The organism is Streptomyces antarcticus, from assembly GCF_026627255.1.
Taxonomy (GTDB): domain Bacteria; phylum Actinomycetota; class Actinomycetes; order Streptomycetales; family Streptomycetaceae; genus Streptomyces; species Streptomyces antarcticus.
Genome location: NZ_JAPNLM010000010.1, coordinates 47,020 through 73,458, shown reverse-complemented (window position 1 = coordinate 73,458; position 26,439 = coordinate 47,020). Strand labels below are relative to the sequence as shown.

Sequence of the window (26,439 nt, the reverse complement as noted above, 5' to 3'; positions counted from 1 at the left end):
GGACGAACGTCAGAGGACCTTGCCGACCAGCAGGCCCTCGCCGGCCACGTCGACCCGTACGGTGTCGCCGTCGCGGACCTCGCCGGAGAGGATCTCCTTCGCGAGGCGGTCGCCGATCGCCGTCTGGATCAGGCGGCGCAGCGGCCGGGCTCCGTACGCCGGGTCGTTGCCCTTGTCGGCCAGCCAGGCCAGGGCCTCGGGCGTGACGTCGAGGGTGAGGCGCCGCTCGGCGAGCCGCTTGGCCAGACGGCCGATCTGAAGGCGGGCGATGTGCGCCAGCTCGTCGCCGCTGAGCGCGGAGAAGACCACCAGGTCGTCCAGGCGGTTGAGGAACTCCGGCTTGAAGGAGCTCCTGACCACGGTCAGGACCTGCTGCTTCTTCTGCTCCACCGGGGTGGCCGGGTCCATCAGGAACTGGCTGCCCAGGTTGGAGGTCAGGATCAGGATGGTGTTGCGGAAGTCCACGGTCCGGCCCTGGCCGTCCGTGAGGCGGCCGTCGTCCAGGACCTGGAGCAGGACGTCGAAGACCTCCGGGTGGGCCTTCTCGACCTCGTCCAGCAGCACCACGCTGTACGGGCGGCGGCGGACGGCCTCGGTGAGCTGGCCGCCCTCCTCGTAGCCGACGTAGCCGGGCGGGGCGCCGACGAGGCGGGCCACGCTGTGCTTCTCGCCGTACTCCGACATGTCGATGCGGATCATGGCCCGCTCGTCGTCGAAGAGGAAGTCCGCCAGCGCCTTGGCCAGCTCCGTCTTGCCCACGCCGGTCGGGCCCAGGAAGAGGAACGAGCCGGTCGGGCGGTCCGGGTCGGCGATCCCGGCCCGGGTGCGGCGCACGGCGTCGGAGACGGCCCGTACGGCTTCGCCCTGGCCGATCAGGCGGCGGCCCAGCTCGTCCTCCATGCGGAGCAGCTTCTGCGTCTCGCCCTCCAGCAGGCGGCCGGCCGGGATGCCGGTCCAGGCGCCGACCACGTCGGCGATGTCGTCGGGCCCCACCTCGTCCTTGACCATGCTGTCCTTGGCGGCGCCGGTCTTGGACGCCTCGGCCTCCTCCTCGGTGGCCTCGGCCAGCTCGCGCTCCAGGCCGGGGATCTCCCCGTAGAGCAGCTTGGAGGCGGAGTCGAAGTCGCCGTCGCGCTGGGCGCGCTCGGCCTGGCCGCGCAGGTCGTCCAGGCGCTCCTTGAGCTCGCCGACCCGGTTGAGGGACTGCTTCTCCTTCTCCCAGCGGGCGGTCAGGCCGCGCAGGTCCTCCTCCTTGTCCGCCAGGTCCTTGCGGAGCCGCTCCAGGCGCTCGCGGGAGGCCGGGTCGGACTCGTTCTTCAGCGCCAGCTCCTCCATCCGCAGGCGGTCCACGGAGCGCTGGAGCTCGTCGATCTCCAGCGGGGAGGAGTCGATCTCCATGCGCAGCCGGGACGCGGCCTCGTCGACGAGGTCGATGGCCTTGTCGGGCAGGAAGCGGGAGGTGATGTACCGGTCGGACAGGGTGGCGGCCGCGACCAGGGCGCTGTCGGCGATGACGACCTTGTGGTGGGCCTCGTAGCGGCCCTTGAGCCCGCGCAGGATGGCGATCGTGTCCTCGACGGACGGCTCGGCGACCAGCACCTGCTGGAAGCGCCGCTCCAGCGCCGGGTCCTTCTCGATCCGCTCGCGGTACTCGTCGAGGGTGGTCGCGCCGACCATGCGCAGCTCGCCGCGGGCCAGCATGGGCTTGAGCATGTTGCCCGCGTCCATGGCGGAGTCCCCGCCGGCGCCCGCGCCGACGACGGTGTGCAGCTCGTCGATGAAGGTGATGATCTGGCCGTCGCTCGACTTGATCTCGGCGAGGACGGTCTTGAGCCGCTCCTCGAACTCGCCGCGGTACTTGGCGCCGGCGACCATCGCGCCGAGGTCGAGGGAGACGAGCCGCTTGTTCTTCAGGGACTCGGGGACGTCGCCCTTGACGATGCGCTGGGCCAGGCCCTCGACGACGGCGGTCTTGCCGACGCCGGGCTCGCCGATGAGGACCGGGTTGTTCTTCGTCCGGCGCGAGAGCACCTGGACGACGCGCCGGATCTCCTGGTCCCGGCCGATGACCGGGTCGAGCTTGCCCTCGCGGGCGGCCGCCGTGAAGTCGGTGCCGAACTTCTCCAGGGCCTTGTACTGGCCCTCGGGATCGGGGGTGGTCACCCGCCGTCCTCCTCGTGCGTTCTCGAAGGCGGCCAGCAGCTTCTTCGCGCTCGCGCCCTGGCCGGAAAGTGCCTCACCGGCGGCGCCGCCCTTGGCGGCCGTGCCAATCAGGAGGTGTTCGGTGGAGAGGTAGTCGTCGCCGAGCTTCCCGGCCTGCGCGTCGGCCTCGGCCAGTACGGCGAGCAGCTCGCGGGTGGGCTGCGGCGGCGCGACCGTGGACCCCGTGACGCTGGGCAGGGCGGCGAGCAGCCGCTCGGCCGCGGCCCGTACGGCCGCCTGGTCGGCGTCCGTGGCCACGAGCAGGTCGACGACGTTCTCGTTGTCGTCTCCGGCGAGCAGGGCCAGCAGCAGGTGCGCGGGGGTCAGATCGGCATGGCCGTCCTTGACGGCCCGGCTGGTGGCCGCGTTCAGCGCGTCCCGGCTCTTGTTGGTCAGCTCGGCGTCCACTGCGCTTCTCCTCTCCCTCAAGGGGTAACCATGACAGAGTCGACTATGCAAAGTTGAGTCTAGTTCACTCAAGGTGGAGAACGGTACTCCTGCGGGCACCCGCACTCCCGCGGGCACCCCGCGGGCGCGTCCGGCCGTGGACGTACTCTTCGGGCCATGTCCCATGACGTACTCAACCCGACGCCCGAGTACCTCGCCTTCTGGCGGGAACGGCACGTCTGCACACTGACCACGCACCGCCCCGACGGCTCCCCCCACGTGGTGCCGGTCGGCGTGACGTACGACCCGGAGGCCGGCCTGGCGCGGGTGATCAGCAACCGGCACAGCAGGAAGGTCCGCAACATCCTGGTGGCCGCCGCGGAGCCGGGCGGGGCGAGGGTCGCGGTCTGCCAGATGGAAGGGCGCCGCTGGGCCACCCTGGAGGGGCGCGCGGTGGTCCGTACGGACGAGGCGTCGGTCGCCGACGCGGTGGCGCGCTACGCGGTGCGCTACGGGCGGGTGCCCTCGCCCAACCCCGACCGCGTGGTCGTGGAGATCACCCTGGAACGGGCCATGGGGCGGGCCTGAGGCCGCACCGCGCCACCAGGGGCGGGACCGGGCCGCACGACTTTCGACTTGTCCGGCCGCGCACTGGATGCGGACATCACAACGGCGCCATCGTGGTCAGGTCCACGATGGCGCCGCTGTGTGGGGGTAGCGCCTGAGCGATCTGCAACGACGGGGGAATCGCTTCAGGCACTGCGGGGGGTGGCGGAGGTGATGTCGGGTTCGAAGAGCTGGTGATCGCGCTGATCAAGATTGACGAAGACCATTCCGTAGCGCACTTCGCAGCGGACGGGCTGCGGTGCGCCCCTCGGACGGCGCAGGCACCGGTAGGCACGTACGTCCTCGTCCTCCTCGCGCACGACGACGATCGGCTGACCGAACAGGGTGACCATCAGCGAGTCCCCGGAGTACGGGATCGCGGTGGCAAGGTCGATGAACTGCCAGCCGGAACGGTAGGCAGAGGCCATTTCGCGGCGGAACCCGCGGTCGTCGGGGGTCATGCGTCCGACGACTTCCCACCCACACCCCAGCCACTGTCGGACTGCGCGCCGGCCGGCCCGCTGCCCCAGCCGCTGTCGTCCTTGGGCGACGACGGTCCCCAACCGCTGTCGGCCCGGACACTTCCCCAGCCGCTGTCGCTCTTGCCGGGTGTTCCCCAGCCGCTGTCATCACTGGTGACACCGGCGCCCCAGCCGCTGTCGGCGGGAGCGCTGCCCCAGCCGCTGTCCGCGAGCGAGATTCCACCGACAGCAGCAGCCGTAGAGAGAGCAATGGCAGCCACCGAGCGAAGCAATTTCTTGTACATGGTCGACGTTGTCCTCACTTGATGGATTCCTCTCCCCCGCATCTCAGACGATGACTGATCGAGCCACGCCATTGCCACCGTGGCGATGCATCATGTTCCTGTACATGCAGGACCCTGGGGGTGGGAGATTTGCCGATTATGCGCATGAACCAGACACATCCCCATGCGGTGACGGACCTGTGCGACCTGGGGGCAGAGCTGTACGCAAGTGCCCTCAGCTCCGGCCGAATCGCCCGCGAGGAGGTCGATCAGGTGCCCTGCCTGCTGGAATTCGCGCTGCTGCACCCTGATCCGGATGACGACAACTGGCTCCGCCCGGTTCCACCGTCGGTCGCACTGGCCCAACGGCTCCACCCGCTGGAACGGGAGATCCTGCACCGCAGGCGCTCCTCCATCGAGCTCGCCGAAGCGTTTGAGCCATTCATGGCCATCAGCGCTCTGACTCCCGCACCCACGCACGCGATCACCGTGCTGGAGGGATTCAACAGGATCAACGCGGCGCTCAACGTCGCCACGGCCGAGTGCCAGGCGGAGATGCTCACCATCCAGCCGGGCGGCGGGCGTTCTGAGAACATACTCAACCAGGCGATCGAGCGCGACCAGCCGCTCATCCGGCGGGGCGTGAGCATGCGCACCCTGTACCAGCACACCGTCCGGCACAGCCGGGGCACCATGGCCTACGTCGACCGGATGGCCAGTGGCAAGGTCGAGATCCGGACACTCGAGGAACTGGTCGAACGGCTGATCATCTGCGACGAATCGGTCGCTTTCATACCGGCCAGCGACGACCAGCAGATCGCCCTGGAACTGCGCCACCCGGCGCTCGTGCGCTACCTGGTCCGCGTCTTCGAACAGCTGTGGCGCCGCGCCACCCCCCTCAACGAGCAGATCCCGTACGACCCGACGCCCTCGGGGATCTCCGGCGTTCAGCGCTCCATCGCCCAGCTCCTCGTCGAGGGACACGTGGACGAGGCCATCGCCCGCCGCCTCGGCATGAACGTCCGCACCTGCCGCGCGCACATCGCCAAGCTGGCCACCGCCCTGGGCAGCGGCAGCCGCGCCCAGCTGGGCTACCTGATCGCCCAGTCGGGCATCCTCGGCCGCGTCTCGGGCCCGGCCGGCCGGCCGCCGCTGTAAGGGGGCGGCCGCCCCGGGCGTACGCGAGGGCCCCGCCCGGAGCGTTCCCGGGCGGGGCCCTCGTACGTACGGCGTGCGTCAGTCCAGCGGACGCTTCGGCGTCGGGCGCCAGACCACCAGGGCGCTGCCCGGCTGCGGGGACTGGTACGGGACCAGGTCGCGCCGGTACGAGGCGTGCACCTGGGCCTCACGGGCCTGCAGCGCGGCGGCCGCGCCGTCCACCGCGGCGGCGAGCTCGGCCACGCGCTGCTGGAGCGCGGTGACCTGGTTCTCCAGCTCGATGATCCGCTTGATGCCCGCCAGGTTGATGCCCTCGTCCTGGGACAGCGCCTGCACCGTGCGGAGCAGCTCGATGTCCCGGGCCGAATAGCGCCGGCCGCGGCCCGCCGTGCGGTCCGGGGAGACCAGGCCGAGCCGGTCGTACTGCCGCAGGGTCTGCGGATGCAGACCCGAGAGCTGGGCGGCCACCGAGATCACGTAGACCGGGGTCTCGTCGGTCAGTTGATAGGGATTCCTCCGGCGGCCGTCCATGTCATGCTCCCTTCGCGGACTCGAACAGCGCGGAGCGCGGGTCCTCCGACCCGGTCGCCTCGCGGTACTTCTCCAGCGCCTCGCGCGCCTCGTCCGACAGCTCCGCGGGGACGGCCACCTCCACCGTCACCAGCAGGTCGCCGCGGGTGCCGTCCTTGCGGACCGCCCCCTTGCCGCGCGCACGCATGGTGCGGCCGCCCGGCGTGCCCGGCGGCAGCTTCAGCGTCACCGAGGGGCCGTTCAAGGTCGGGACCTTGATGTCGGCGCCCAGGGCCGCCTCGGCGAAGGTCACCGGGACGGTCACCGTCAGATTGTCGTCCTTGCGGCCGAACACCGGGTGCGCGTCGACGTGGACGACGACGTAGAGGTCGCCGCCGGGACCACCGCGCTCGCCCGGCGCGCCCTTGCCCCGCAGCCGGATCCGCTGGCCGTCGGAGACGCCCGCCGGGATCCGCACCTGCATGGTCCGGGAGCTGCGGGCGCGCCCGCTGCCCTTGCAGATGTCACAGGGGTGCTCCGCGATCAGGCCGCGGCCCTTGCAGTCCGCGCAGGGGTCGGTCAGGGAGAACCCGCCGCCGCTGCCCCGCGACACCTGGCCGGTGCCGACGCAGGTCGGGCACACCCTGGGGGTGCCGTTCTTGTCGCCGGTGCCCGAACAGGCCTTGCAGGGCGCCTGCGAGGACATCCGGAGCGGGACCGTGGCCCCGTCCACCGCCTCCGTGAAGGAGAGGGTGACCTCCGACTCCACGTCCTGGCCCCGGCGCGGCTGGGTACGGGTGCCCGTACCGGCGCCGGCTCCGCCGCGGTTGAACAGGCCGCCGAAGACGTCGCCCAGACCGCCGCCGAAGCCGCCGCCCGGGCCGCCCTGCTGCGGCTGCTGCCCGCCGAAGAGGTCGCCGAGGTCGAAGTTGAACGAGCCGCCGCCCCCGCCCGGACCCGGGCGACCGCCACGATCGAAGAGGGCGCCGTTGCCGAACAGGGAGCGGGCCTCGTCGTACTCCTTGCGCTTCTTCGGGTCACCGAGGATGTCGTTCGCCTCGGAGATCTCCTTGAAGCGCTCCTCGGCCGAGGCGTCGCCCTTGTTGGCGTCCGGGTGGAACTCGCGGGCGAGCTTCCGGTACGCCTTCTTGATCTCGGCCTCGGTGGCGTCCTTCGGGACACCGAGGACCTTGTAGTAGTCCTTCTCGACGAAGTCCTTCGTGTTCATCCCCGGTGTCCCTCCTCTCGCGCCTCTACGTGTGGTGCATCAGCCCTTGTCGGGGGCATCCGCGTCCTTGTCCGACGGTGCTTCGCCCTCCGCGTCGGCGGAGTCGGAGCCCGCGGACTTGGGGGCCGCGCCCGGCTGGGGCTCGGCCACCGCGACCCGTGCGGGACGGATCGTACGCTCGCCGATCCGGTAGCCCGGCTGCAGGACCGCCACGCAGGTCGTCTCGGTGACGTCCGGCGCGTACGAGTGCATCAGGGCCTCGTGGATCGTCGGGTCGAAGGGCTCGCCCTCCTTGCCGAACTGCTGGAGGCCCATCTTGGCGGCGACCGTCTCGAGCGATTCGGCCACCGACTTGAAACCGCCGACCAGCTCGCCATGCTCCCGCGCCCGGCCGACGTCGTCCAGAGTCGGGAGCAGTTCGGTCAGGAGGGACGCGACCGCGATCTCCTTGACGGTGATCCGGTCCCGGTCCACCCGGCGCCGGTAGTTCTGGTACTCCGCCTGAAGCCGCTGGAGGTCCGCGGTGCGCTCGGAGAGCGCCGTACGGGCCTGGTCCAGCTGCGCCAGCAGCGCCGTCTCCTGGCCGGCGGCCTGCGCGTCGTCCCCGGCCGGGGCCGCCGCCTCCTCCTTGGAGGAGTCGGCGGCCTTCGGCTCGTCGGGCGTGCCGTCGGCGGGGACTTCGGGCTTCTCGTCGAATCCCGGGGTCTCCTCCGACATCAGGCAGCACCACCCTTCGGCTTCTCGTCGTCGACGATCTCGGCGTCGACGACGTCGTCGTCGGCCTTGGCCTGGCCCGCGTCACCGGCGGCTCCGGCCGCACCCTGGGCGCCCTGCGCGTCGGCGTAGATCGCCTGGCCCAGCTTCTGGCTGACCGCGGCGAGCTTCTCCGTCGCGGTGCGGATCGCGGTGGTGTCCTCGCCCTTGAGGGTCTCCTTGAGCTCGGAGACGGCCGTCTCGACCTCGGTCCTGACGTCGGCCGGGACCTTGTCCTCGTTGTCCTTGACGAACTTCTCCGTCTGGTAGACGAGCTGCTCGCCCTGGTTGCGGGACTCGGCGGCCTCCTTGCGGCGCAGGTCCTCGTCCGCGTACTGCTCCGCCTCCTGGCGCATGCGGTCGACCTCGTCCTTGCCGAGCGAAGAGCCGCCGGTGACGGTCATCTTCTGCTCCTTGCCCGTGCCGAGGTCCTTGGCCGTGACGTGCATGATGCCGTTCGCGTCGATGTCGAAGGAGACCTCGATCTGCGGGACGCCACGCGGGGCCGGCGGCAGGCCGGTCAGCTCGAACATGCCGAGCTTCTTGTTGTACGCCGCGATCTCACGCTCGCCCTGGTAGACCTGGATCTGCACGGACGGCTGGTTGTCCTCGGCCGTCGTGAAGATCTCGGACCGCTTGGTCGGGATCGTGGTGTTGCGCTCGATGAGCTTGGTCATGATGCCGCCCTTGGTTTCGATACCGAGGGACAGCGGGGTTACGTCGAGGAGCAGGACGTCCTTGACCTCACCCTTGAGCACGCCCGCCTGGAGGGTCGCGCCGATGGCGACGACCTCGTCCGGGTTGACGCCCTTGTTGGCGTCCTGACCGCCGGTGAGCTCCTTGACGAGCTCGGCGACGGCCGGCATGCGGGTGGAGCCGCCGACCAGGACCACGTGGTCGATCTCGGACAGCTGGATGCCGGCGTCCTTGATGACGTTGTGGAACGGGGTCTTGCAGCGGTCCAGGAGGTCCGAGGTGAGCTGCTGGAACTGGGCGCGCGTGAGCTTCTCGTCCAGGTGCAGCGGGCCCTCGGCGGAGGCCGTGATGTAGGGCAGGTTGATCGAGGTCTCCGTGGAGGAGGACAGCTCGATCTTCGCCTTCTCGGCGGCCTCGCGCAGGCGCTGGAGCGCCATCTTGTCCTTGCCCAGGTCGACGCCGTGGCCGTTCTGGAACTGCTTCACGAGGTAGTCGACGACGCGCTGGTCCCAGTCGTCGCCACCGAGGTGGTTGTCGCCGTTGGTCGCCTTCACCTCGACGACGCCGTCGCCGATCTCGAGGAGCGAGACGTCGAAGGTGCCGCCACCGAGGTCGAAGACCAGAATGGTCTGGTCGTCCTTGTCGAGACCGTAGGCCAGGGCGGCGGCCGTCGGCTCGTTGACGATGCGCAGGACGTTCAGACCCGCGATCTCGCCGGCTTCCTTCGTCGCCTGACGCTCGGAGTCGTTGAAGTAGGCCGGGACGGTGATGACCGCGTCCGTGACCTTCTCACCCAGGTAGGCCTCGGCGTCCCGCTTCAGCTTCTGCAGGATGAAGGCGCTCATCTGCTGCGGGTTGAAGTCCTTGCCATCCAGGTTGATCTTCCAGTCAGTGCCCATGTGGCGCTTGACGGAGCGGATGGTCCGGTCCACGTTCGTGACCGCCTGGCGCTTCGCGACCTCGCCGACGAGCACCTCGCCGTTCTTGGCGAAGGCGACGACGGACGGCGTGGTCCTGGCGCCCTCGGCGTTGGTGATGACGGTGGGCTCGCCGCCTTCCAGAACGCTGACGACGGAGTTAGTGGTGCCCAGGTCGATGCCGACCGCACGTGCCATTTCGATTCCTCCAGCTGACTTGAGTGGAACAGACTCAACCATGCACGATCGTCGCGCCTGCGTCAACAGAGCTGAGTCGAGCCGACTCAATCTTTAGGCCTTCCTTACGCGCAACTACCCGGCCCGGCCCGCTCCTGCCGAAGCGCGCGGCGCGGGGCCGGCGGCGGGCTCCCGGGGCTCGGGAGGCGCGAACGAGCGGGCTTCCGGGCGGGCTTCCTGGCGGGCTTCCGGGGGCACTGGGCAGGCCCCCGGGCACACCCCGCAGACGCCCCGGGGGCACTCGCGGGATGCCGCCGGAGACGCGGTTCCACCCGAACGGCCCAGCGCGGGCACCCGTCCGGCCCTCTTCCGCCGCGCGGCGCGCCGGGCGCGCCACCGCCGTGCGGGACCGTTTCGGCATGCCTCTGACGCTCGCTGCCCTCCCCCTCCCGCGGCCGGTCCGGCCGCCGGCGAAACGGGTGCTCGACCTCATCGGGGCCGCGATCCTGCTGGCCCTGTGCGCGGTGCCGGTCGCGCTGGCCGCCGCCGTGCTCGCGACCGCGCACGGCCGGCGGGTCCTCGTACGGGAGCCCGCCGCGGGGCTCGCCGGGCGCCCGTTCCTGACGTACCGGCTGCGCACGGACGGCGCGGGCCGGGCCGGGGCGGCGGTCGAGCGGTGCGCCCTCGACGGGCTCCCGCAGCTGCTCAACGTGTTCCGCGGTGAGATGTCTCTGGTCGGCCCGCGCCCCGAGCCGCGTACGGACCGGCCCGACCGACTGCTCGTTCGCCCCGGAATGACCGGATTGTGGCAGGTGAGCGCACGCTCTGACCTGCCCTGGGAGGAGATGGCCCTGCTCGACCGGCACTATGTGGAGAGCCATTGGCTGGGGATGGATCTCGCGATCCTCGCTCAGACCCCTCGCGCGGCCTACCGACACAGGTATGCCTGAGCGACACAGATCACCGCACGCTCGCCTACATTGCGGCGCGGAGAATGGGTAACCTCAAGCCTTGACTCAATAAGTTACCGCTTAGTAAGTCCCCGCCCGAGGAGCCCTTCCATGCAACTCGCCGCGATCATCGTGTCGCTGGTCCTGACCGTGGTCGGCGTCGCGCTGCTCGCACGAGCCGTGGCGCAGATCTACCGGTTCGTGAAGATCGGCCAGCCCGTCCCCGCGGGCAGCCGAACGGACGACCCGAAGGCACGAACGCTCACCCTGGCCCGGGAGTTCCTCGGCCACAGCCGGATGAACCGCTGGGGCATCGTCGGCTTCGCGCACTGGTTCGTCGCGATCGGCTTCCTGACGCTGCCGCCGACGCTGGCCCAGGCGTACGGCCAGCTCTTCCAGGCCGACTGGACGCTGCCGGTCATCGGCGGCTTCCTGCCGTTCGAGATGTACATCGAGTTCATCGGCCTGATGACGGTCGTGGGCATCGTCGTCCTGATCGCGATCCGGCTGCTGAACCTGCCGTCGCGGGCCGGCCGCAAGTCGCGCTTCACCGGCTCGAAGGCCTGGCAGGCGTACTTCGTCGAGTACATCATCCTGACGATCGGCCTGGCGATCCTGGCCCTGCGCGGCCTCGAGGGCGCGATCCACCACGTGGACTCGTACGACCCGGCGTACTTCGTGTCGTACCCGCTGGTGCTGGCCTTCGAGGGACTCTCGCTCGGCACCCTGCAGAACGCCATCTACTTCACCGCGATGATCAAGATCGGCACGTCGCTGGTCTGGATGATCGTCGTCTCGCTCAACACCAACATGGGTGTCGCCTGGCACCGCTTCCTCGGCTTCCCGAACATCTGGTTCAAGCGGAACGCCGACGGCGCGGTCGCGCTCGGCGAGCTCAAGCCGATGACGAGCGGCGGCAAGGAGATCGACTTCGAGGACCCGGGCGAGGACGACGTCTTCGGCGTCTCCCAGGTCGAGCAGTTCTCCTGGAAGGGCATCCTCGACTTCTCCACCTGCACCGAGTGCGGCCGCTGCCAGTCGCAGTGCCCCGCCTGGAACACCGGCAAGCCGCTGTCCCCGAAGCTCCTGATCATGTCGCTGCGCGACCACGCGCACGCCAAGGCCCCGTACCTGCTCGCGGGCGGCGGCAAGGACATGGAGGGCAACGAGAAGGCCACGGCGGAGCAGCTGAAGGACGTCCCCGCGGCCGCCCTCGCCGAGGCCGAGCGCCCGCTGATCGGGACGGCCGAGGAGAACGGCGTCATCGACCCGGACGTGCTGTGGTCCTGCACGACCTGCGGCGCGTGCGTGGAGCAGTGCCCGGTCGACATCGAGCACATCGACCACATCGTCGACATGCGGCGCTACCAGGTGATGATCGAGAGCGCGTTCCCGTCGGAGGCGGGCACGATGCTCAAGAACCTGGAGAAGAAGGGCAACCCCTGGGGCCTGGCCAAGAAGCAGCGCGTCGAGTGGACGAAGGAGGTCGACTTCGAGGTCCCGATCATCGGGAAGGACGCGGAGGACCTCTCGGAGTTCGACTACCTGTACTGGGTCGGCTGCGCGGGCGCTCTCGAGGACCGGGCCAAGAAGACGACGAAGGCCTTCGCGGAGCTGCTGAACATCGCGGGCGTCAAGTTCGCGATCATGGGCGGCGACGAGAAGTGCACCGGCGACTCGCCGCGCCGCCTGGGCAACGAGCCGCTGTTCCAGCAGCTGGGCCAGGAGAACGTGGCCATGCTGAACATGGCCTTCGGCGAGGACGACGAGGACCCGACGACGAAGAAGCCGAAGTCGGCGAAGCGGATCGTCTCGACCTGCCCGCACTGCTTCAACACCATCGCGAACGAGTACCCGCAGCTGGGCGGCGAGTACGAGGTCATTCACCACACGCAGCTGCTCCAGCACCTGATCGACGAGGGCCGGCTGACGCCGGTGACGCCGGTCGAGGGCCTGATCACGTACCACGACCCGTGCTACCTGGGCCGGCACAACAAGATCTACACGCCGCCGCGCGAGATCATGTCGGCCGTACCGGGCCTGCGCCAGCAGGAGATGCACCGCCACAAGGAGCGGGGCTTCTGCTGCGGCGCCGGTGGCGCGCGGATGTGGATGGAGGAGCGGATCGGCAAGCGCATCAACAACGAGCGCGTCGACGAGGCCCTGTCCCTGAACCCGGACATCGTCTCCACCGCGTGCCCGTTCTGCCTGGTGATGCTGACGGACTCGGTCAACGGCAAGAAGAACGACGGCCAGGCCAAGGAGTCCGTGCAGGTCGTGGACGTGGCGCAGCTGCTGCTGGAGTCGGTGAGGACCCCGGAGCCGGTGGTGGAGCCGGAGCCGATGGTCGAGCCCGAGCCGGTGGTGGAGCCGGCCGCGACCGCGGCCGAGCCGGCCCCCGCCGCGAAGGCGGAGGCACCTGCGGCTACGGCTACGGCTACGACGGCTGCCGTCAAGGCCGCGCCGAAGGCGGAGCCGGCTGCGGAGCCGGCCCCGGTGGCCAAGGCGGAGCCGGTGGCTCCCGCGGAGCCGGTGGCCACCGAGACCGCGCCGAAGGCGGAGCCCACCCCGGCTCCCGCCGAGGCCGCGCCGAAGGCCGCGCCGAAGGCCGCGCCGAAGGCCGCGCCGAAGGCCGAAGCGGCACCCGCCGCCGAGGCCGAGTCGAAGCCGGAGGCCACGGCCAAGGAGGCCACGGCCAAGGAGCCCGAGGCCAAGGAATCCGAGGCCGAGGAATCCGAGGCCGAGCCCGAGGCCAAGGAATCCGAGGCCGAGCCCGAGGCGGAAGGCAAGCCCCAGACGGCGGAGAGCGGCAAGTAACCGCCCGCAGCCGACCACCGCGACGGCCGGTCCCCCACCCGGGGGACCGGCCGTCGCGCGTTCCGCGGTACGGCCATTTCACTCCACACCGGACGTCACGCCGGGGTGTGGACAACCCCCCGGGGTTCCCCTAGGGGATGTCACAGGTCAGCCGCAAAGGCCGCGTGTTCCGGCCGCCCGGCCACCGGGACCCACGGGACCAGGTACGTTCGATCACGTGGCTGGATTCAGGATCGGACGCGGCCGGGACAACAACCGCACCCCGCAACAACCCCCGCAGCAGCAGCCGTACGGTCAGCAGCAACCGCCGCCGCCGTACGGCCAGCAGCCCTACCCCCCGCAACAGCAGTGGCCCTCGCAGGCCCCGGGAGACCAAGGCGAGCCCGAGTACTTCGACCCGTACGGTCAGCAGCCGCAGGGGCGGCCCCCGTACGGCCACGGAGCCCCCGGCTCACCCGGCGCCCCCGCGCCCGGGCCGGCTTACGGGAACGACAACCCGGGGCACACCCGTGCGTTCTCCATCGGCGAGGACCCGTACGGCCAGGGCGCGACCTACCAGGCCGGCTCGGCCGCGGCGGCGCCGTCCGGCCCGCGGCTGCCGTGGAAGGAACTGCTCCGCGGCATCGTGACCCGCCCCGGGCAGACCTTCCTCCAGATGCGCGACTTCGCCGTCTGGGGCCCGGCGCTGACCATGACCTTCCTCTACGGGATGCTCGCGGTGTTCGGCTTCGACAAGGCCCGCGAGGACGCCATCAAGGCGCCCCTCGGCGCGGCCATCCCGATCGTCCTCAGCACCGGCGTGGCCTTCGTCATCTGCGGGCTGATCCTGGGCGCGGTGACGCACACCCTGGCCCGCCAGATGGGCGGCGACGGCTCCTGGCAGCCCACGGTGGGCCTGTCGATGCTGGTCATGTCCATCACGGACGCGCCGCGCCTGCTGTTCGCCGTGTTCCTCGGCGGCGACAACATGGTGGTGCAGGTCCTCGGCTGGGCCACCTGGGTCGCGGCCGGCGCCCTGTTCACGTCGCTGATCAGCAAGTCCCACGACCTGCCGTGGCCGAAGGCGCTGGGCGCGTCCGCGATCCAGCTCATCGCACTGCTGTCGATCATCAAGCTCGGCACGCTGTAACGGCCGCCCACCACCCCGCCGAACACGACGCAGGTGCGGGTCCGGATCAGGCGTCGAGGACCTGGCCCTCGCGCTTGACCACGGGCGGCTCGACCGACCAGGGGAAGTTGATCCACTCGTCGGTCTTCTTCCACACGTACTCGCACTTCACGAGGGAGTGGGACTTCTCGTAGACGACTGCGGAGCGCACCTCGGCGACGTGCCCCAGGCAGAAGTCGTGCACCAGCTTGAGCGTCTTGCCGGTGTCGGCGACGTCGTCGGCGATCAGGACCTTCTTGTTCGTGAAGTCGATCGCCTCGGGCACGGGCGCCAGCATGACCGGCATCTCCAGGGTGGTCCCGACGCCGGTGTAGAACTCCACGTTCACGAGGTGGATGTTCTTGCAGTCGAGCGCGTACGCCAGCCCGCCGGCGACGAACACCCCGCCGCGGGCGATGCTCAGGATGATGTCGGGCTCGTAGCCGTCGTCGGCGATGGTCTGCGCCAGCTCGCGGACGGCGCGCCCGAACCCCTCGTAGTTGAGGTTCTCGCGTACTTCGCTCATGCCTCGTGCCTCACCTGGGTGCGGTGGAAGTTCTGGAAGGAACGCGAGGCGGTCGGCCCGCGCTGCCCCTGGTACCTGGACCCGTACCGGTCGCTGCCGTACGGGAACTCCGCGGGCGAGCTGAGCTGGAACAGGCACAGCTGCCCGATCTTCATGCCCGGCCAGAGCTTGATCGGCAGGGTGGCGAGGTTCGACAGCTCCAGGGTCACGTGCCCCGAGAAGCCCGGGTCGATGAACCCGGCGGTCGAGTGCGTCACCAGACCGAGGCGGCCCAGGCTGGACTTTCCCTCCAGGCGGGAGGCGATGTCGTCGGGCAGCGAGATGACCTCGTACGTGGAGGCGAGGACGAACTCGCCCGGGTGCAGGATGAACGCCTCGTCGCCCTCGGGCTCGACCAGCCGCGTCAGGTCCGCCTGCTCGACGGCGGGGTCGATGTGGGCGTACCGGTGGTTCTCGAAGACCCGGAAGAACCGGTCGAGCCGTACATCGATGCTGGAGGGCTGCACCATCGACTCGTCGAACGGGTCGATGCGGACCCGTCCGCTGTCGATCTCGGCCCGGATGTCTTTGTCAGAGAGAAGCACGTCCCGAGGATACGCAGAGCGCGCGGGCCACCCCCAATCGGAGCGGCACCCGCGCGCCCGGCCGTACGTCCCGTACGCCTACCGCTTGGCGGCGCCGCCACCCACGGGCACGGACTGCCTCAGCCGCGCACAGCGCGGACACCGCAGCAGCCGCCCCGGCCCGATCCGGCCGGCACCGAGGTGCTGCAGCGGAAACGAGGCGGTACTGAAAACGTGCCCTTCGGCACAACGGACGACGGTGTGCTCCATCGAGTCCCTTTCCCCAACGAGCCGTGCTGCGCACTGCGACGAATCGCCACATTAGGGGATGTTCGCGACCCACTCCAGCCGCCGCTCCGCCCCCACACGGTACGCCCCAACTCCCGCCCCCACACGCCCCCGTGCACGCCACACACGACAGCGACCCCGCGGCAAATTCACCGGGGGTCGACGATGGGGTAGAGTGACGAAAGAGACGGATCCAGGCAACTGGGCCGCTAAGCGGATGTAGTTTAATGGTAGAACATGAGCTTCCCAAGCTTATAGCGCGGGTTCGATTCCCGTCATCCGCTCTTCCAAGAAGGCCCAGGTCAACGACCTGGGCCTTCTTCGTCGTCTAGACCTCTCTGCCCCCGCCGTGCCCTCCGCGTGCCCCAACTCGCAGAAGCGTCCTACTCGGAGGCCCCTGGTGCGCCACTTGCCCCACGACGGAGCGCAGTCGTCTCGAATCGCGAGGCATATTCCATGTGACCCGCACCACAGGGGCGCTCGAATTCGCCCGTTCGCAACCCTGAACGCAGCCGCCCAATCACCCCGCCTACGCAGCCGAGTTGGCGGCAGCGCGACACTCCTCCTACGCCTCCGAATGCCACCCAAGGCGCTCCCTACCGAAGCGCAGGCAGGCTCGCTCGTGCTCCTTGACGGTGTGGGGGGAAGTGCGATCCTCCACCTCGCGCTGGACATCCACGGCCTCGACCGCCGCCGCACCCGCGCCATCGTCCTCGCCGACCTCGGCGGCGTACGCCTGCGCCAAGGCGATGTGGACGGCGCCATGGCCACCTGGCGCGACTTCCTCGACTGCGCCGACGGCATCCGCTCGGTCAAGGTCCAGGCCGCCCTCCAGGACATGCGCGTCCGCCTGCGGCGGTACAACGGCGTCCCGGAAGCCCAGGAACTCCGCGAGCGGGCTGCCCGCGTCACCGGCTGACGAGCTCCATACGCCTCAGACGCGCGAGGGCACAGAGGACGCGTATTCAGGCAGCTTCCGCCTCGACGGGCAGGTCGGCCAGACGCCACTCCAGCATGCCGTCGGTGAGTCGCAGGGCTTTGCGGCCGTGCTGATGGAGCAGGCGTACGGCGTCGTGAGCGAGGACGCAGTAGGCGCCGCGGCAGTACGCGACGACTTCGACGTCGTCCGGTAGTTCGGCGATGCGCTCGGCGAGTTCCTCGACCGGAATGGAGATCGCGCCGGGGATATGGCCCGCGGCGTACTCCTCACCCGGGCGGACGTCGAGGACGACGACTTCGCCCGCTTGCGCGCGGGTCAGCAGTTCCTCACGGTCGACCTCTTGCGCCGCGTCCGTGCCGAGGTATGCGGTGCGCGCCGGTTCGACGGCGGCTTGGTGGGTCCGGGCGACCTGGCGCAGGAGGGCGTAGAGGGCGGCGACGTCGTCACCGGCGAGGCGGTAGTGGATCCGCACGCCCTCGCGACGGGTGGCGACGAGTCCGGCCTGCTTGAGGGTTTGCAGGTGCGCCGAGGCGGTGGTCAGGTTCAGTCCGGCCGCCTTGGCGAGCGCGTCGACCGTGCGTTCGCCCTGCGCCAGCAGGTCGAGCAGTTCCAAGCGCTTCCCGCTGCTCAGTGCCTTGCCCGTGAGGGCGAAAGCGTCGTACAAGGCCGACTTCCGTGCGGCGTCTCCCATGGCATCCTCCATAGATCCATGGAATATTGTATCTATGGATGGGCGCTGGGACCACCGAGCCCCTACCGTGTCATCTGGAGGACCTGATGGGCTTCGCCGACGATCACTTGATACCGCTGGTGGATGAGGGACTGGGCAATAGCGCCTACCTCGTCGACCTCGGCGACGGACGCGCCCTCGCGGTGGATGCGAGCCGGGACCTGCGCGCGCTGCGGGCTGCTGTCGGACGGCGGCGGCTGCGGGTGGCGTACGCGGCCGACACCCACCTGCACGCCGATTTCCTCTCCGGCGCCGTCCAGCTCGCGCACGACGACGATGCGACGGTGCTGGCCTCGGCAGCCGGCCACCGCGCCTTCCCGCATACGCCCCTCGCCGACGGCGACGAGACCGAGCTCGGCGGGCTGACCCTGCGGGCGCTGGCCACCCCAGGCCACACCGACGAGCACCTCTCGTTCCTCCTGCTGGACGGCACCCGCGAGCTGGGTGTCTTCACCGGTGGTTCGCTGATCGTCGGGTCGGCCGCGCGCACCGACCTCCTCGGCGCCGACCGAGCCGAGGAGCTGGCCCGTGCCCAGTACCGCTCGCTGGGACGCCTCGCCGAGCTGCCGGACAGCACGGCCGTCTGGCCCACCCACGGCGCGGGCTCGTTCTGCTCCGCCCCTCCCGGCACCGAGCGGATCAGCACCATCGGTGACCAGCGACGGGCCAACCCGCTGCTCGCGGCACCGGACGAGGACGCCTTCGTGCGGCAGCTGCTGGGGAGCCTCGGTTCCTACCCGGCGTACTTCGACCAGCTGGGTGAGGTGAACCGGCGCGGCCCTGCGGTCCTCGGGTCCGCACCCACCCTCACCCCACTCACGGTGGCAGAGGTCCGAGGCCTCCTCGGCCAGGGTGCTCAGCTCGTCGACGTCCGATCTGTCGCCGATTTCGCCGCGGGCCACCTACCGGGCGCGATCTCGATCCCGCTGCGCGGGCAGTTCGCCACCTGGCTGGGCTGGCTGCTGCCCGACGACAGCCCGCTCGTGTTCGTCGCCTCACCCGGCCAGGACCTCGCAGAGATCACCTGGCAGGCCCTGAAGATCGGATATGAGCGGCTGGCCGGGCACCTCGACGGCGGCATGGATGCCTGGACCGCCATCGGGGGAGAGCGCCAGAGCATCGAACTGCTCACCGCCGACCGTATGGGGAGCCGGCCCGTCCTTGACATCCGCCAGCGGGCGGAACACATGGCGGGGCACATCGCCGACGCGGTCCACATCGAACTTGGCGATCTCGCCGCCCGCTCCGGCGAGGCTCCGGCCGATGCCGTGGTGGCCTGCGGTCACGGCGAGCGCGCCATGACGGCTGCCAGCCTCCTGCAGCGCGCCGGCCAGCGTGATCTCGCCGTCCTCGACGGCGGCCCGGGCGATTGGGCCAAGGCGACCGGCCGCCCCCTCCAGGAGGGGGTGTGAGCATCCACGCAGGCAGCGATACCCGTTCCGGCATACAGCTCGGCCTGCGGGCCAACCTCCCCCAGTTCGCCCTGCTCGTCGCGGTCAACGCGCTCGTCGGCGGGATGCTCGGCCAGGAACGAACCATCCTGCCGCTGCTCGCCGACGACGTCTTCCACCTGTCCGCCTACACCGCCGCCCTCACCTACATCGTGGCGTTCGGCGCGACGAAGGCCGTCACCAACTTCTTCGCCGGCACCTGGTCGGACCGCTTCGGCCGCAAACCGGTCCTGATCGCCGGATGGCTGATCGCCCTGCCCGTCCCCGCAATGCTCGCCTGGGGCCCGTCCTGGGGCTGGATCATCGCCGCGAACATCCTGCTCGGCATCAACCAGGGCCTGACCTGGTCCACCACCGTCATCATGAAGATCGACCTCGCCGGCCCCGAATGCCGGGGACTCGCCATGGGCTTCAACGAAGCCGCCGGATACGGCGCCGTCGCCGCGACCGCCATGGCCACCGGCGCCATCGCCGAGCACGCCGGACTGCGCCCCGCCCCGTTCCTCCTCGGGGCCGCCTACGTCGTCCTGGCTCTGGGCCTGTCCACCCTCGCCGTACGCGAGACCCGCGACCACGCCCGCCTCGAAGCGGCCCGTCACACCATCGCTTCAGGCAACGGGCACGACGGGGGACTGACCACCGGCCAGATCGTCCGTCTGACCAGCCTCCACGACAAGGCTCTCTCGGCCGCCAGCCAGGCCGGGCTCGTCAACAACCTCAACGACGCCCTCGCCTGGGGCATCTTCCCCCTGCTCTTCGCCGCCCACGGCCTGTCCATCGCCCAGATCGGCATCCTCGCCGCCCTCTACCCCGCCGTCTGGGGCGCCGGCCAGATGCTGACCGGCTGGTGGTCCGACCACATCGGCCGCAAGCACCTCATCACCGCAGGCATGCTGCTCCAGGCCGCCGCCATCGCCCTCGTCGCCGCCGGCACCACCTTCGGCGTCTGGGCCGCCGCGCAAATCCTGCTGGGCATCGGCACCGCCCTGGTCTACCCCACCCTGCTCGCCGTCATCGGCGACGTCGCCCACCCCGCCTGGCGCGCCCGCGCCGTCGGCGTCTACCGCCTCTGGCGAGACGGCGGCTTCGCCATCGGCGCACTCCTCGCAGGCATCCTCGCCGACGCCTACGGCCTGACCACCGCCATCTACGCCATCGCCGCCCTCACCGCCGCTTCTGGCCTCCTGGTGGCGGTACGCATGTACGAAACGCATCCCCGTACGCGTACCTGACCACCACACCGTTGAGGTTCCCCAGGCACGCGAGGCGCCGGGGCACCTGCCAGCGTCGCCGCAACCTCCCGGTGACGACGCGCTACGCCGGGGCGCGTGCCACTGCGCCGGTCAAGGCGCTCAGGCCGCGTTCCCCGTAGGGCCGCTCATCCGTTCCTCCATCTGTCCGAAGAACACCTCGGGCGGCGTCACTCCAGCCGTCACCCTGGCGAACTCGTCCTGCGCCGAAGGGCTCTGGGACACCGCAAGGAGCAGCTGTTCCATCTCGGGAGGCGGAGGCTCCAACGTTGCGAACTCCGCCGTAAATTCGTACATGCCCATGACCTGGGCATCCCTCGCCTCCTGGGCCGCCCGCATGGCTTCGTCGAAGGGCTGCCGTCCGTCGAGCGTGTCGCCCAGTGCCCGGGCGCACCGCTCCGCGTCCCGGAAGGCGTCCTGGATGCCCTGGGCGGTAATGGGGTCCTTCAGGTATCCGGCATCGCCGACCAGCGCCCAGCCCGGGCCGTAGGGCTTGCGGAAGTAATTGGGGATGGCCATGCCCAAGAACCGCTCGGCCCGGGTGGCGGCCGAGACCCGATCGGCGAAGGCAGGTGCCAGGGCCACCGTCGCACGGTAATTGCCCTCGACGTCCGCGCGGTTGGCCTCGAAGTCTCGCATCGGCCAGGCGCAGATGAGAAGTGTCAGATCGTCGTTGGTGGGCCAGGCGGCGAAGGCCCGGTCCCCGCGGTCGTACGCCTCGAACGTCCCGCACATCGGCAGCCCGGACCAGTAGGTGTAGTAGTAGGCGTTGATCTTCGGTTTCTCCGCGTAGCCGACGGCGCCCACCGCCTTCGCGACCGACGAGTGGAGTCCGTCCGCGCCCACGACGAACCGGGCGTACTCGGTGACGGTCCTCCCGTCCTTGCCGTGGCCCTTGATACCGGTCACTGTGTCCCCCTCGGCCAAGATCTCCTCGACGGTGAACCCCTGGCGCACCTCGGCACCGGACTCCGCCGCAGCGTCGATGAGGATCTCGTCCAGGACGGTACGTCGTGGTGCGTACGAGGCGTCGAAGCCCTCTCCGGCCGGCGAACCCACGATGGTGAAGGGGCCGAGGTCGAACGCGTAGGTGTCGATGGGCGGGCAACCGGTCTCGACCACCCGATCCAGCAATCCCCAACGCTCCAGCGCGGCGAGGCCCGGCGGGTGGATCAGATGGGTGGAGATCGTGTCACTCGGAAACGTCGCCCGGTCGACCAGGAGGACCTTGTGCCCGAGGCGGGCGAGAAGCATGGCGGTCGGTGCTCCTGCGCAGCGTCCACCGACGACGATCACGTCGTGGTCACGGGTGCCGGTGTCGGTGCCAGTCGCGCTGGCTGTACTGGCCATGGCCACACCTGCCCATCGGGTCGGCACCGCCCTCCCGGCTCCTGTCCGGTCGCCCAGGAGTCGGGCCCACCCGTCGTCGCGATGAGGTTTCCCCCCTTCCACGCTAGACCTGGCTCGACTTCGGGGCCCGCCAGAGCACGGTCGGTACAGAAGCCCGGGGAAGGGCATCCTGGTCAGCCTGCCCGCCCGACGACGTCCAGCCCGAGTGGGATCGTCATGGGCGCGACAGGTCACGCGCCGGACCTGTTCGCGGGCCGGCTGGAGGCCGGCCCGACCGGAGGCGCCTGCTCCCGCGGCACGCGCGTACCTGGAGCCCCGTTGACGGACTCCCCGCACACGTCGGGGTGCTTTCGGCAGCGCCGACCCTGCACTTGCGCTCGCAACGGCGCTCCCTTGCAGGGGGCAGTCCGGCGGAGTGACGACGACCTCGAAGCTCCGTACCGACCGCTGCGTGACCTCTTCACGGCACCGTGCCCTACCCGTGCCCTTCGGAGCGGTGAACAGCGGTCAATATGGGTCGGGGCGGGCACTCGCAACAGACCGCTTGGTTAACTGTTTCCGCAGGCCAGATGCTATATGAATGCCCTGCGTGCCATAGATTCCCAAGCTTATAGCGCGGGTTCGATTCCCGTCATCCGCTCTTCCAAGAAGGCCCAGGTCAACGACCTGGGCCTTCTTTATTGTCCAGGCCTCTCAGGCCATGCCGTGCCCTCCGCGTGCCCCAACTCGTAGGAATGCCTTGCCCTGAAGGCCTTTCGCACACCGCTTGCACCGCTTGGCCCCAGAGGCATCCCGTATCGCGAGACCAGCTGCCGTTCGGAGTGTCCGTGGCTACCGCGTTCCGCGGGTCCGGCGCAGGTAGTAGGCGCGGGTGACCACGGCGAGCAGCGGGCCCCACGCCAGGATCGGGATGTAGCAGGCCCACAGCGCCCAGGCGCCCGGTCCGCTCGTGGGGAACGCCTCGCCGTTGTCGTTCAGCGGCGGGACGAAGTGGAAGAAGTAGTTGAGCGTGGCGTAGGCGGACAGCGCCGTGGCGAGGAAGGCGCCCACCGAGGCGGGCACGACAACGGCGCGCACCGACAGCACGCGTCCGCCGGCGAACGGGACCCAGTCGGGCAGCCGTTCGCCCCACGGCTTGACAAGCCCGAGCGTGAGCAGCGCCAGGCATTCCGCGATCAGCGAGAGCGAAACGACGTACGGGCGCTCGCCCGGCAGCCATTCGTGGCCCGCGTACCAGTCGGGCCATCCCGAGACGAGAGCGATGCGCCACAGCCCCGACGGCAGTGCGCAGAGCGGGATCGCGTGCGCCGCCCACATGATGGCGCGGGACACCTGCGGCACGCGCGCTCCGGCGTCCGCGCCGGCCGTGGCACCCGCCTTGGTCAGAGTCTCGGTCACGCTCATCGTCGTCTTCCTTAGCCGGGGACACCCCGAGAGCCGGAAAGGCCCGGGAGTTGCTGCCGCCTCCCATCCTCCGGCGCCCTTCCGCAGCCCGGCGTCCGTCCCCGGTCCTGACCGTCTCCCCCGTACGGGGGAGAGGCGCCCCTGCCCGAGGCCGACCCGCACACTTCCAGGCCCTGTCCGGTCGATCACGTGGGAAGTGGGAAAGGTGAGGCACCCGTCTTCCGACAAGCACCACCCTCCTGGCCTGCTCCCATGCCGCCCATTCAAGGGCCTCGTGGACGCAGCTGGCGCCATGGGCACCAAGGCGCGGGACCACTTCGAGACGCTCCTCGAGGAACTGGAGAGGGAGGGCTACCACGTCTACAACGCCCACCTCAGCGAACCCCGGGGCCTCGTCCACGGCCTGCACACCGTCGCGGACGTCACCTACCTCACGGTCAGGGACGACGCGGCCTTCGCCACCGAGGTCGTCTCCACCGTCGACCGCCTGGTCCGGCGCGCCACGCAGCGGGAGACGGGTAGCTGATCGGCCTCCGGCGTCCAGTGACCCGCCGGGGGCCGCCGCCCCGAGTTCAGGCAGCATGCACGATCGACTTCGCGGCGGCCGACGACGCACCGGGCACCCGACGGGCGGGGCATCCGGCCAGATACTGCCACGCGCGATAGTATTGCTGGCGATACTATCTCTGAGGGGAGCCTCTGGCGTGCGTCGATTCATCGGGCGAGAGCAGGAGCTGCGGGTTCTGGGTGCTGCCTTCGAGACGGTCCGCGAGGCGGGGGGTTCTCACAAGCCCGGCCAGTGCATCCTGCTGCGCGGGAGACGGCGAGTCGGCAAGTCGAGCCTGGTCGAGGAGTTCCTCAGCCGGGCCGAGGCCCCATATCTCTTCTTCACTGCAGCGGGGGGAACAGCTGAGGACGAGCTGACGGAACTGCTCGACGCCGTCGCTTCCTCCACCTTGCCGGAGCGGTCTCTATTCGCCGAGGAGGCCCCGACGCAATGGAACGCAGCATTCCGACTGCTGGCGGAGATCCTGCCCGACGACAGCCCGAGCGTGGTCGTGATCGACGAAGTCCCGTACCTCATGGACCGGATCGACGCCTTCGAGGGCATGCTGCAGCGGGCGTGGGACCGACTGCTCAGCCGCAAGCCGGTACTACTGCTGCTGGTCGGCTCCGATCTGTCGATGATGGAGGCCGTGAACAGCTACGACCGGCCCTTCCACCAGCGCGGTCGTGAGATGGTCCTCGGGCCGCTCAATCCCGCTGACATCGGCGACATGCTCGGCCTGGAACCGGCGGCCTCGTTCGATGCGGCACTGGTTACCGGCGGACTGCCTCTCATCTGCGCCGAGTGGCAGCAGGGGGCCTCGCTGTGGGAGTTCCTCCGCAGCTCGCTCGACAATCCCATCTCCGCGCTCCTGGTCTCCGCCGAACGATCACTGGCCGCCGAGTTCCCGCCCCAGGCGATGAGCCGGGAAGTGCTGCGGGCGATCGGGAGCGGCGAGCGCACGTTCACCAACATCGCCCGGGCGGCTGGCGGAATCGCCCATACGACCCTCACCCGGGCCACGGACGTCCTGACGGAGAAGCGCGTGGTCGCAGCCGAACTGCCGGTCTCGATCAGGCCGTCCAAGGAGCGCCGCTATCGGGTGGCCGACCCGTACCTGCGCTTCTGGCTTGCGTTTCTCGATCCCCACATGGCGGAGATCGAGCGCATGCGCGGCGACCTGACCCTGAGCCGGATCAAGGAACAATGGACAAGCTGGCGAGGCCGCGCCGTCGAGCCGCTCGTACGCGAATCGCTTGCCCGCCTCCTGCCCGACGACGACCTGCCCGCCGCCCCCGCCATCGGCGGATACTGGACCCGCAGCAACGACGTCGAGATCGACCTGGTTGGCGCAGACCGCCAGCCGGTGGCCAAACAGCTGCTCTTCCTCGGATCCGTCAAATGGCTGGAGAACTCGGCCTTCGATAGCCACGACCTCGCCGCACTGCACAAACACCGGGCAGCAGTCACCGATGATCCCGTGCCACTGATCGCGGTTTCCCGCAGTGGCGTCAACTGCGCCGGGCTCCAGGCCACGTACGGGCCGGAAGAATTGCTCAGCGCATGGCGCGGAATCTGAACAGCCGGACACCAGGCCGACCCAAGCCGTGTCCCCTGGTTCCAGTTCTGGCCGCATTCGTCTGGACGGTGCGTGCCCGTACGTGCCGGTCAGGGAGGTAAACGCGCAGGTTCGATTCCCCACGTGCCTGCGCCACAGTCGCTGTGACGCAGCAAGTTCGGGCCTCAGTGCGGGCCCTGGCAGGACTACGAGTGGCAGGGCTGGTGGGGTGATGAGCCGCCGGTGCACTCCCCGGTGTTCGTCATGACCCACCACCGGCGTCCTTCGTTCACACTGAACCGCAATTGTTCCGGCGGGCCGGAGGCCAGCTCAGGGAGCGGCCGGTGCACGACCGCACTAGCTCGCGAGCACCTTGAACAGGCCGCGGATCTCGTCCTCGTCCGCGATCACCGGCAGGGTGTCGAAGTAGAGCTCCCACTCGCCCTTCGGGCCAATGCGCTCGACGATCCCGAAGGGGATGTCGGTGCCCTTGCGGTCGGTGCCGTTGGGGTCGGTACCGTTGGGGTCGGTGCCGTTGGGGTCGGTCATCGTGCCATGCCACTCGATGTAAGTGGTGGTGCGGCCGAAGGCAACCTGGCCCGCCTTGAACTCGACGTCGGCGTTCTCGAACAGCCGCTGCAGGTAAGCGGTCTTGCCCTCCTGGGTGGTCAGCGACCGGTCCAGGCCGGGCCCGGCCAGCTTGGCGTTGCCGGTACGGACGGCCAGCGCGGCAGCGTCCCCGCTGTTCCAGGCGGCGAGGCGGGCGGGGATTTCCTGGGCGTGGAACCGGTCGGGGGCCGCTCCGCGCGGGCCGGGGCCGGCCGGGTCGGCGATGCCGGCGAAGAGGGGGCGGGGCCGCTGAGACTCGGGCAAGACCTGGAACAGCTCGTAGCGGTCGTAGTAGCGGCGGGCCTGGATGGTCTTGCCATCATCGCCGAGGACGTTGCGGGCGATCTGCGGGTAGCTGACCTTGTGGCCCTTGAGGGTGACCGTGTTCTGCTGACCGAACATCATTACGGCGCCGTCGGCGACCACGTTCGTGCCGCGATAGCGGAGGTCCGGCACAAGGCGGAGCGAGTTGCTGATCGAGGCGCCGATCACTTCGTGACCGCGCTGGGGCTTGCCGCCGGCCTCCCAGAGGCTGGCCTCCTCGTCGAAGATGTCCAGGTAGGTCTGGAGGCTGGGGGCCTCGCCGAAGACGATCTGCCGCTTCATGAAGGCGCAAGCGTTCGGGGTGATCCGCCCTTCGAGCCGGTCTACCTTCTCGCGGACCTCGGCGCACTCGCCGCCCTCGGCGGTGGCGGTGGCCGGCGCGGCACCGATGGTGAGGCCTGCGAGGAGAGTGGCCGCCGCGAACACTCCGGTGCGCGTGTACCGCCGCATGTTCATGTCGTTCCCCGTTCGTGATCGCTTGATCGCTTCGATGGATCAAGCTTCTTCGGGGGCGCCAGAGAAAACGATTACCTCAGGGGTAATGACGGGCAGTTGACAGTGCGGATGACGACCGACCACGGATGACGGGCACTGGCACGGACCAGG

The 26,439-nt window shown here is 69.9% G+C and carries 23 protein-coding genes, 1 tRNA gene and 1 pseudogene; 12 read left to right on the top strand and 13 right to left on the bottom strand.

What is annotated here, in order from left to right; all coding sequences use genetic code 11:
• Nucleotides 1–9: 9 nt before the first annotated feature.
• Nucleotides 10–2,610, bottom strand: coding sequence for an ATP-dependent chaperone ClpB (gene clpB / locus OTB16_RS17130; protein WP_267721090.1), 2,601 nt, complete (start codon nucleotides 2,608–2,610; stop codon nucleotides 10–12).
• A gap of 156 nt (nucleotides 2,611–2,766) precedes the next feature.
• Between clpB and OTB16_RS17125 the strand changes: the two genes are divergently transcribed.
• Nucleotides 2,767–3,177, top strand: coding sequence for a pyridoxamine 5'-phosphate oxidase family protein (locus OTB16_RS17125; RefSeq protein ID WP_267721089.1), 411 nt, complete (start codon nucleotides 2,767–2,769; stop codon nucleotides 3,175–3,177).
• A gap of 164 nt (nucleotides 3,178–3,341) precedes the next feature.
• On the opposite strand, the gene OTB16_RS17120 is transcribed toward OTB16_RS17125, so the two are convergent.
• A complete protein-coding gene (locus OTB16_RS17120; protein ID WP_267721088.1) occupies nucleotides 3,342–3,656 on the bottom strand; it encodes a Rieske (2Fe-2S) protein in 315 nt (104 codons plus the stop codon).
• Complete coding sequence (locus OTB16_RS17115) at nucleotides 3,653–3,961, bottom strand: hypothetical protein (protein WP_267721087.1); 309 nt, start codon at nucleotides 3,959–3,961, stop codon at nucleotides 3,653–3,655. Before OTB16_RS17115 ends, OTB16_RS17120 begins: the two co-directional genes overlap by 4 nt.
• Nucleotides 3,962–4,105: 144 nt before the next feature.
• Between OTB16_RS17115 and OTB16_RS17110 the strand changes: the two genes are divergently transcribed.
• Nucleotides 4,106–5,098 carry a helix-turn-helix transcriptional regulator gene (locus OTB16_RS17110; protein ID WP_267721086.1) on the top strand — a complete coding sequence of 331 codons (993 nt, stop codon included), beginning with the start codon at nucleotides 4,106–4,108 and terminating at the stop codon, nucleotides 5,096–5,098.
• 78 nt (nucleotides 5,099–5,176) lie between these two features.
• Here OTB16_RS17110 and OTB16_RS17105 read toward each other — a convergent pair whose 3' ends face one another.
• Genes OTB16_RS17105 through dnaK form a run of 4 tightly spaced genes read right to left on the bottom strand, consistent with a single transcriptional unit; the run spans nucleotide 5,177 to nucleotide 9,400 of the window.
• Nucleotides 5,177–5,629 carry a heat shock protein transcriptional repressor HspR gene (locus OTB16_RS17105; RefSeq protein WP_267721085.1) on the bottom strand — a complete coding sequence of 151 codons (453 nt, stop codon included), beginning with the start codon at nucleotides 5,627–5,629 and terminating at the stop codon, nucleotides 5,177–5,179.
• Nucleotide 5,630: 1 nt separating this feature from the next.
• Nucleotides 5,631–6,836, bottom strand: coding sequence for a molecular chaperone DnaJ (dnaJ, locus tag OTB16_RS17100; RefSeq protein WP_267721084.1), 1,206 nt, complete (start codon nucleotides 6,834–6,836; stop codon nucleotides 5,631–5,633).
• 39 nt (nucleotides 6,837–6,875) lie between these two features.
• Nucleotides 6,876–7,553, bottom strand: coding sequence for a nucleotide exchange factor GrpE (grpE, locus tag OTB16_RS17095; RefSeq protein ID WP_267721083.1), 678 nt, complete (start codon nucleotides 7,551–7,553; stop codon nucleotides 6,876–6,878).
• Nucleotides 7,553–9,400: a molecular chaperone DnaK gene (gene dnaK / locus OTB16_RS17090; RefSeq protein WP_267721082.1), complete on the bottom strand. Its 1,848-nt coding sequence runs from the start codon at nucleotides 9,398–9,400 to the stop codon at nucleotides 7,553–7,555. Before dnaK ends, grpE begins: the two co-directional genes overlap by 1 nt.
• A 398-nt stretch (nucleotides 9,401–9,798) precedes the next feature.
• On the opposite strand from dnaK, the gene OTB16_RS17085 reads away from it, so the two are divergent.
• The 3 genes from OTB16_RS17085 to OTB16_RS17075 all read left to right on the top strand — a co-directional run bounded on the left by OTB16_RS17085 (nucleotide 9,799) and on the right by OTB16_RS17075 (nucleotide 14,275).
• Complete coding sequence (locus tag OTB16_RS17085) at nucleotides 9,799–10,329, top strand: sugar transferase (protein ID WP_267721081.1); 531 nt, start codon at nucleotides 9,799–9,801, stop codon at nucleotides 10,327–10,329.
• Nucleotides 10,330–10,440: 111 nt separating this feature from the next.
• A complete protein-coding gene (locus OTB16_RS17080; protein ID WP_324290837.1) occupies nucleotides 10,441–13,146 on the top strand; it encodes a (Fe-S)-binding protein in 2,706 nt (901 codons plus the stop codon).
• A gap of 217 nt (nucleotides 13,147–13,363) precedes the next feature.
• Entirely contained in the window at nucleotides 13,364–14,275 is a 912-nt protein-coding gene (locus OTB16_RS17075) for a YIP1 family protein (protein WP_267721080.1), read from the top strand.
• Nucleotides 14,276–14,321: 46 nt separating this feature from the next.
• Here the strand turns inward: OTB16_RS17075 and OTB16_RS17070 are convergent, their stop codons facing one another.
• Complete coding sequence (locus OTB16_RS17070) at nucleotides 14,322–14,819, bottom strand: phosphoribosyltransferase (protein ID WP_267721079.1); 498 nt, start codon at nucleotides 14,817–14,819, stop codon at nucleotides 14,322–14,324.
• Nucleotides 14,816–15,403 (bottom strand): dCTP deaminase, encoded by a 588-nt coding sequence (gene dcd, locus OTB16_RS17065; RefSeq protein ID WP_267721078.1) that lies wholly within the window; start codon nucleotides 15,401–15,403, stop codon nucleotides 14,816–14,818. Before dcd ends, OTB16_RS17070 begins: the two co-directional genes overlap by 4 nt.
• Nucleotides 15,404–15,883: 480 nt before the next feature.
• On the opposite strand from dcd, the gene OTB16_RS17060 reads away from it, so the two are divergent.
• A tRNA-Gly gene (locus tag OTB16_RS17060) sits at nucleotides 15,884–15,954 on the top strand.
• A gap of 353 nt (nucleotides 15,955–16,307) precedes the next feature.
• Entirely contained in the window at nucleotides 16,308–16,589 is a 282-nt protein-coding gene (locus tag OTB16_RS17055; protein ID WP_267721077.1) for a hypothetical protein, read from the top strand.
• Nucleotides 16,590–16,635: 46 nt separating this feature from the next.
• Here OTB16_RS17055 and OTB16_RS17050 read toward each other — a convergent pair whose 3' ends face one another.
• Nucleotides 16,636–17,301 carry an ArsR/SmtB family transcription factor gene (locus OTB16_RS17050; protein ID WP_267721076.1) on the bottom strand — a complete coding sequence of 222 codons (666 nt, stop codon included), beginning with the start codon at nucleotides 17,299–17,301 and terminating at the stop codon, nucleotides 16,636–16,638.
• A gap of 86 nt (nucleotides 17,302–17,387) precedes the next feature.
• Here OTB16_RS17050 and OTB16_RS17045 point away from each other — a divergent pair, with 86 nt between their 5' ends.
• Nucleotides 17,388–18,752, top strand: a complete 1,365-nt coding sequence (locus tag OTB16_RS17045) for an MBL fold metallo-hydrolase (protein ID WP_267721075.1) — start codon at nucleotides 17,388–17,390, stop codon at nucleotides 18,750–18,752.
• Nucleotides 18,749–20,023 (top strand): MFS transporter, encoded by a 1,275-nt coding sequence (locus OTB16_RS17040; RefSeq protein WP_267721074.1) that lies wholly within the window; start codon nucleotides 18,749–18,751, stop codon nucleotides 20,021–20,023. Before OTB16_RS17045 ends, OTB16_RS17040 begins: the two co-directional genes overlap by 4 nt.
• Before the next feature lie 120 nt (nucleotides 20,024–20,143).
• Here OTB16_RS17040 and OTB16_RS17035 read toward each other — a convergent pair whose 3' ends face one another.
• Together OTB16_RS17035 and OTB16_RS17030 are read right to left on the bottom strand one after the other, a co-directional pair.
• Nucleotides 20,144–21,391 carry an NAD(P)/FAD-dependent oxidoreductase gene (locus OTB16_RS17035; RefSeq protein WP_267721073.1) on the bottom strand — a complete coding sequence of 416 codons (1,248 nt, stop codon included), beginning with the start codon at nucleotides 21,389–21,391 and terminating at the stop codon, nucleotides 20,144–20,146.
• Nucleotides 21,392–22,222: 831 nt separating this feature from the next.
• Entirely contained in the window at nucleotides 22,223–22,795 is a 573-nt protein-coding gene (locus OTB16_RS17030) for a hypothetical protein (protein ID WP_267721072.1), read from the bottom strand.
• A gap of 274 nt (nucleotides 22,796–23,069) precedes the next feature.
• Here OTB16_RS17030 and OTB16_RS17025 point away from each other — a divergent pair, with 274 nt between their 5' ends.
• The 3 genes and pseudogenes from OTB16_RS17025 to OTB16_RS17015 form a co-directional block, all read left to right on the top strand.
• Nucleotides 23,070–23,321: a hypothetical protein gene (locus OTB16_RS17025; protein ID WP_267721071.1), complete on the top strand. Its 252-nt coding sequence runs from the start codon at nucleotides 23,070–23,072 to the stop codon at nucleotides 23,319–23,321.
• Between the two features lie 178 nt (nucleotides 23,322–23,499).
• The gene (locus OTB16_RS17020; RefSeq protein WP_267721070.1) at nucleotides 23,500–24,921 is read left to right on the top strand and encodes an ATP-binding protein; all 1,422 of its coding nucleotides are present in this window, start codon (nucleotides 23,500–23,502) and stop codon (nucleotides 24,919–24,921) included.
• Nucleotides 24,922–25,068: 147 nt separating this feature from the next.
• A pseudogene (locus tag OTB16_RS17015) lies at nucleotides 25,069–25,200 on the top strand (dihydrofolate reductase family protein); the annotation flags it as partial.
• 57 nt (nucleotides 25,201–25,257) lie between these two features.
• Here OTB16_RS17015 and OTB16_RS17010 read toward each other — a convergent pair.
• A complete protein-coding gene (locus OTB16_RS17010; RefSeq protein WP_267721069.1) occupies nucleotides 25,258–26,289 on the bottom strand; it encodes a hypothetical protein in 1,032 nt (343 codons plus the stop codon).
• Between the last annotated feature and the right edge of the window lie 150 nt (nucleotides 26,290–26,439).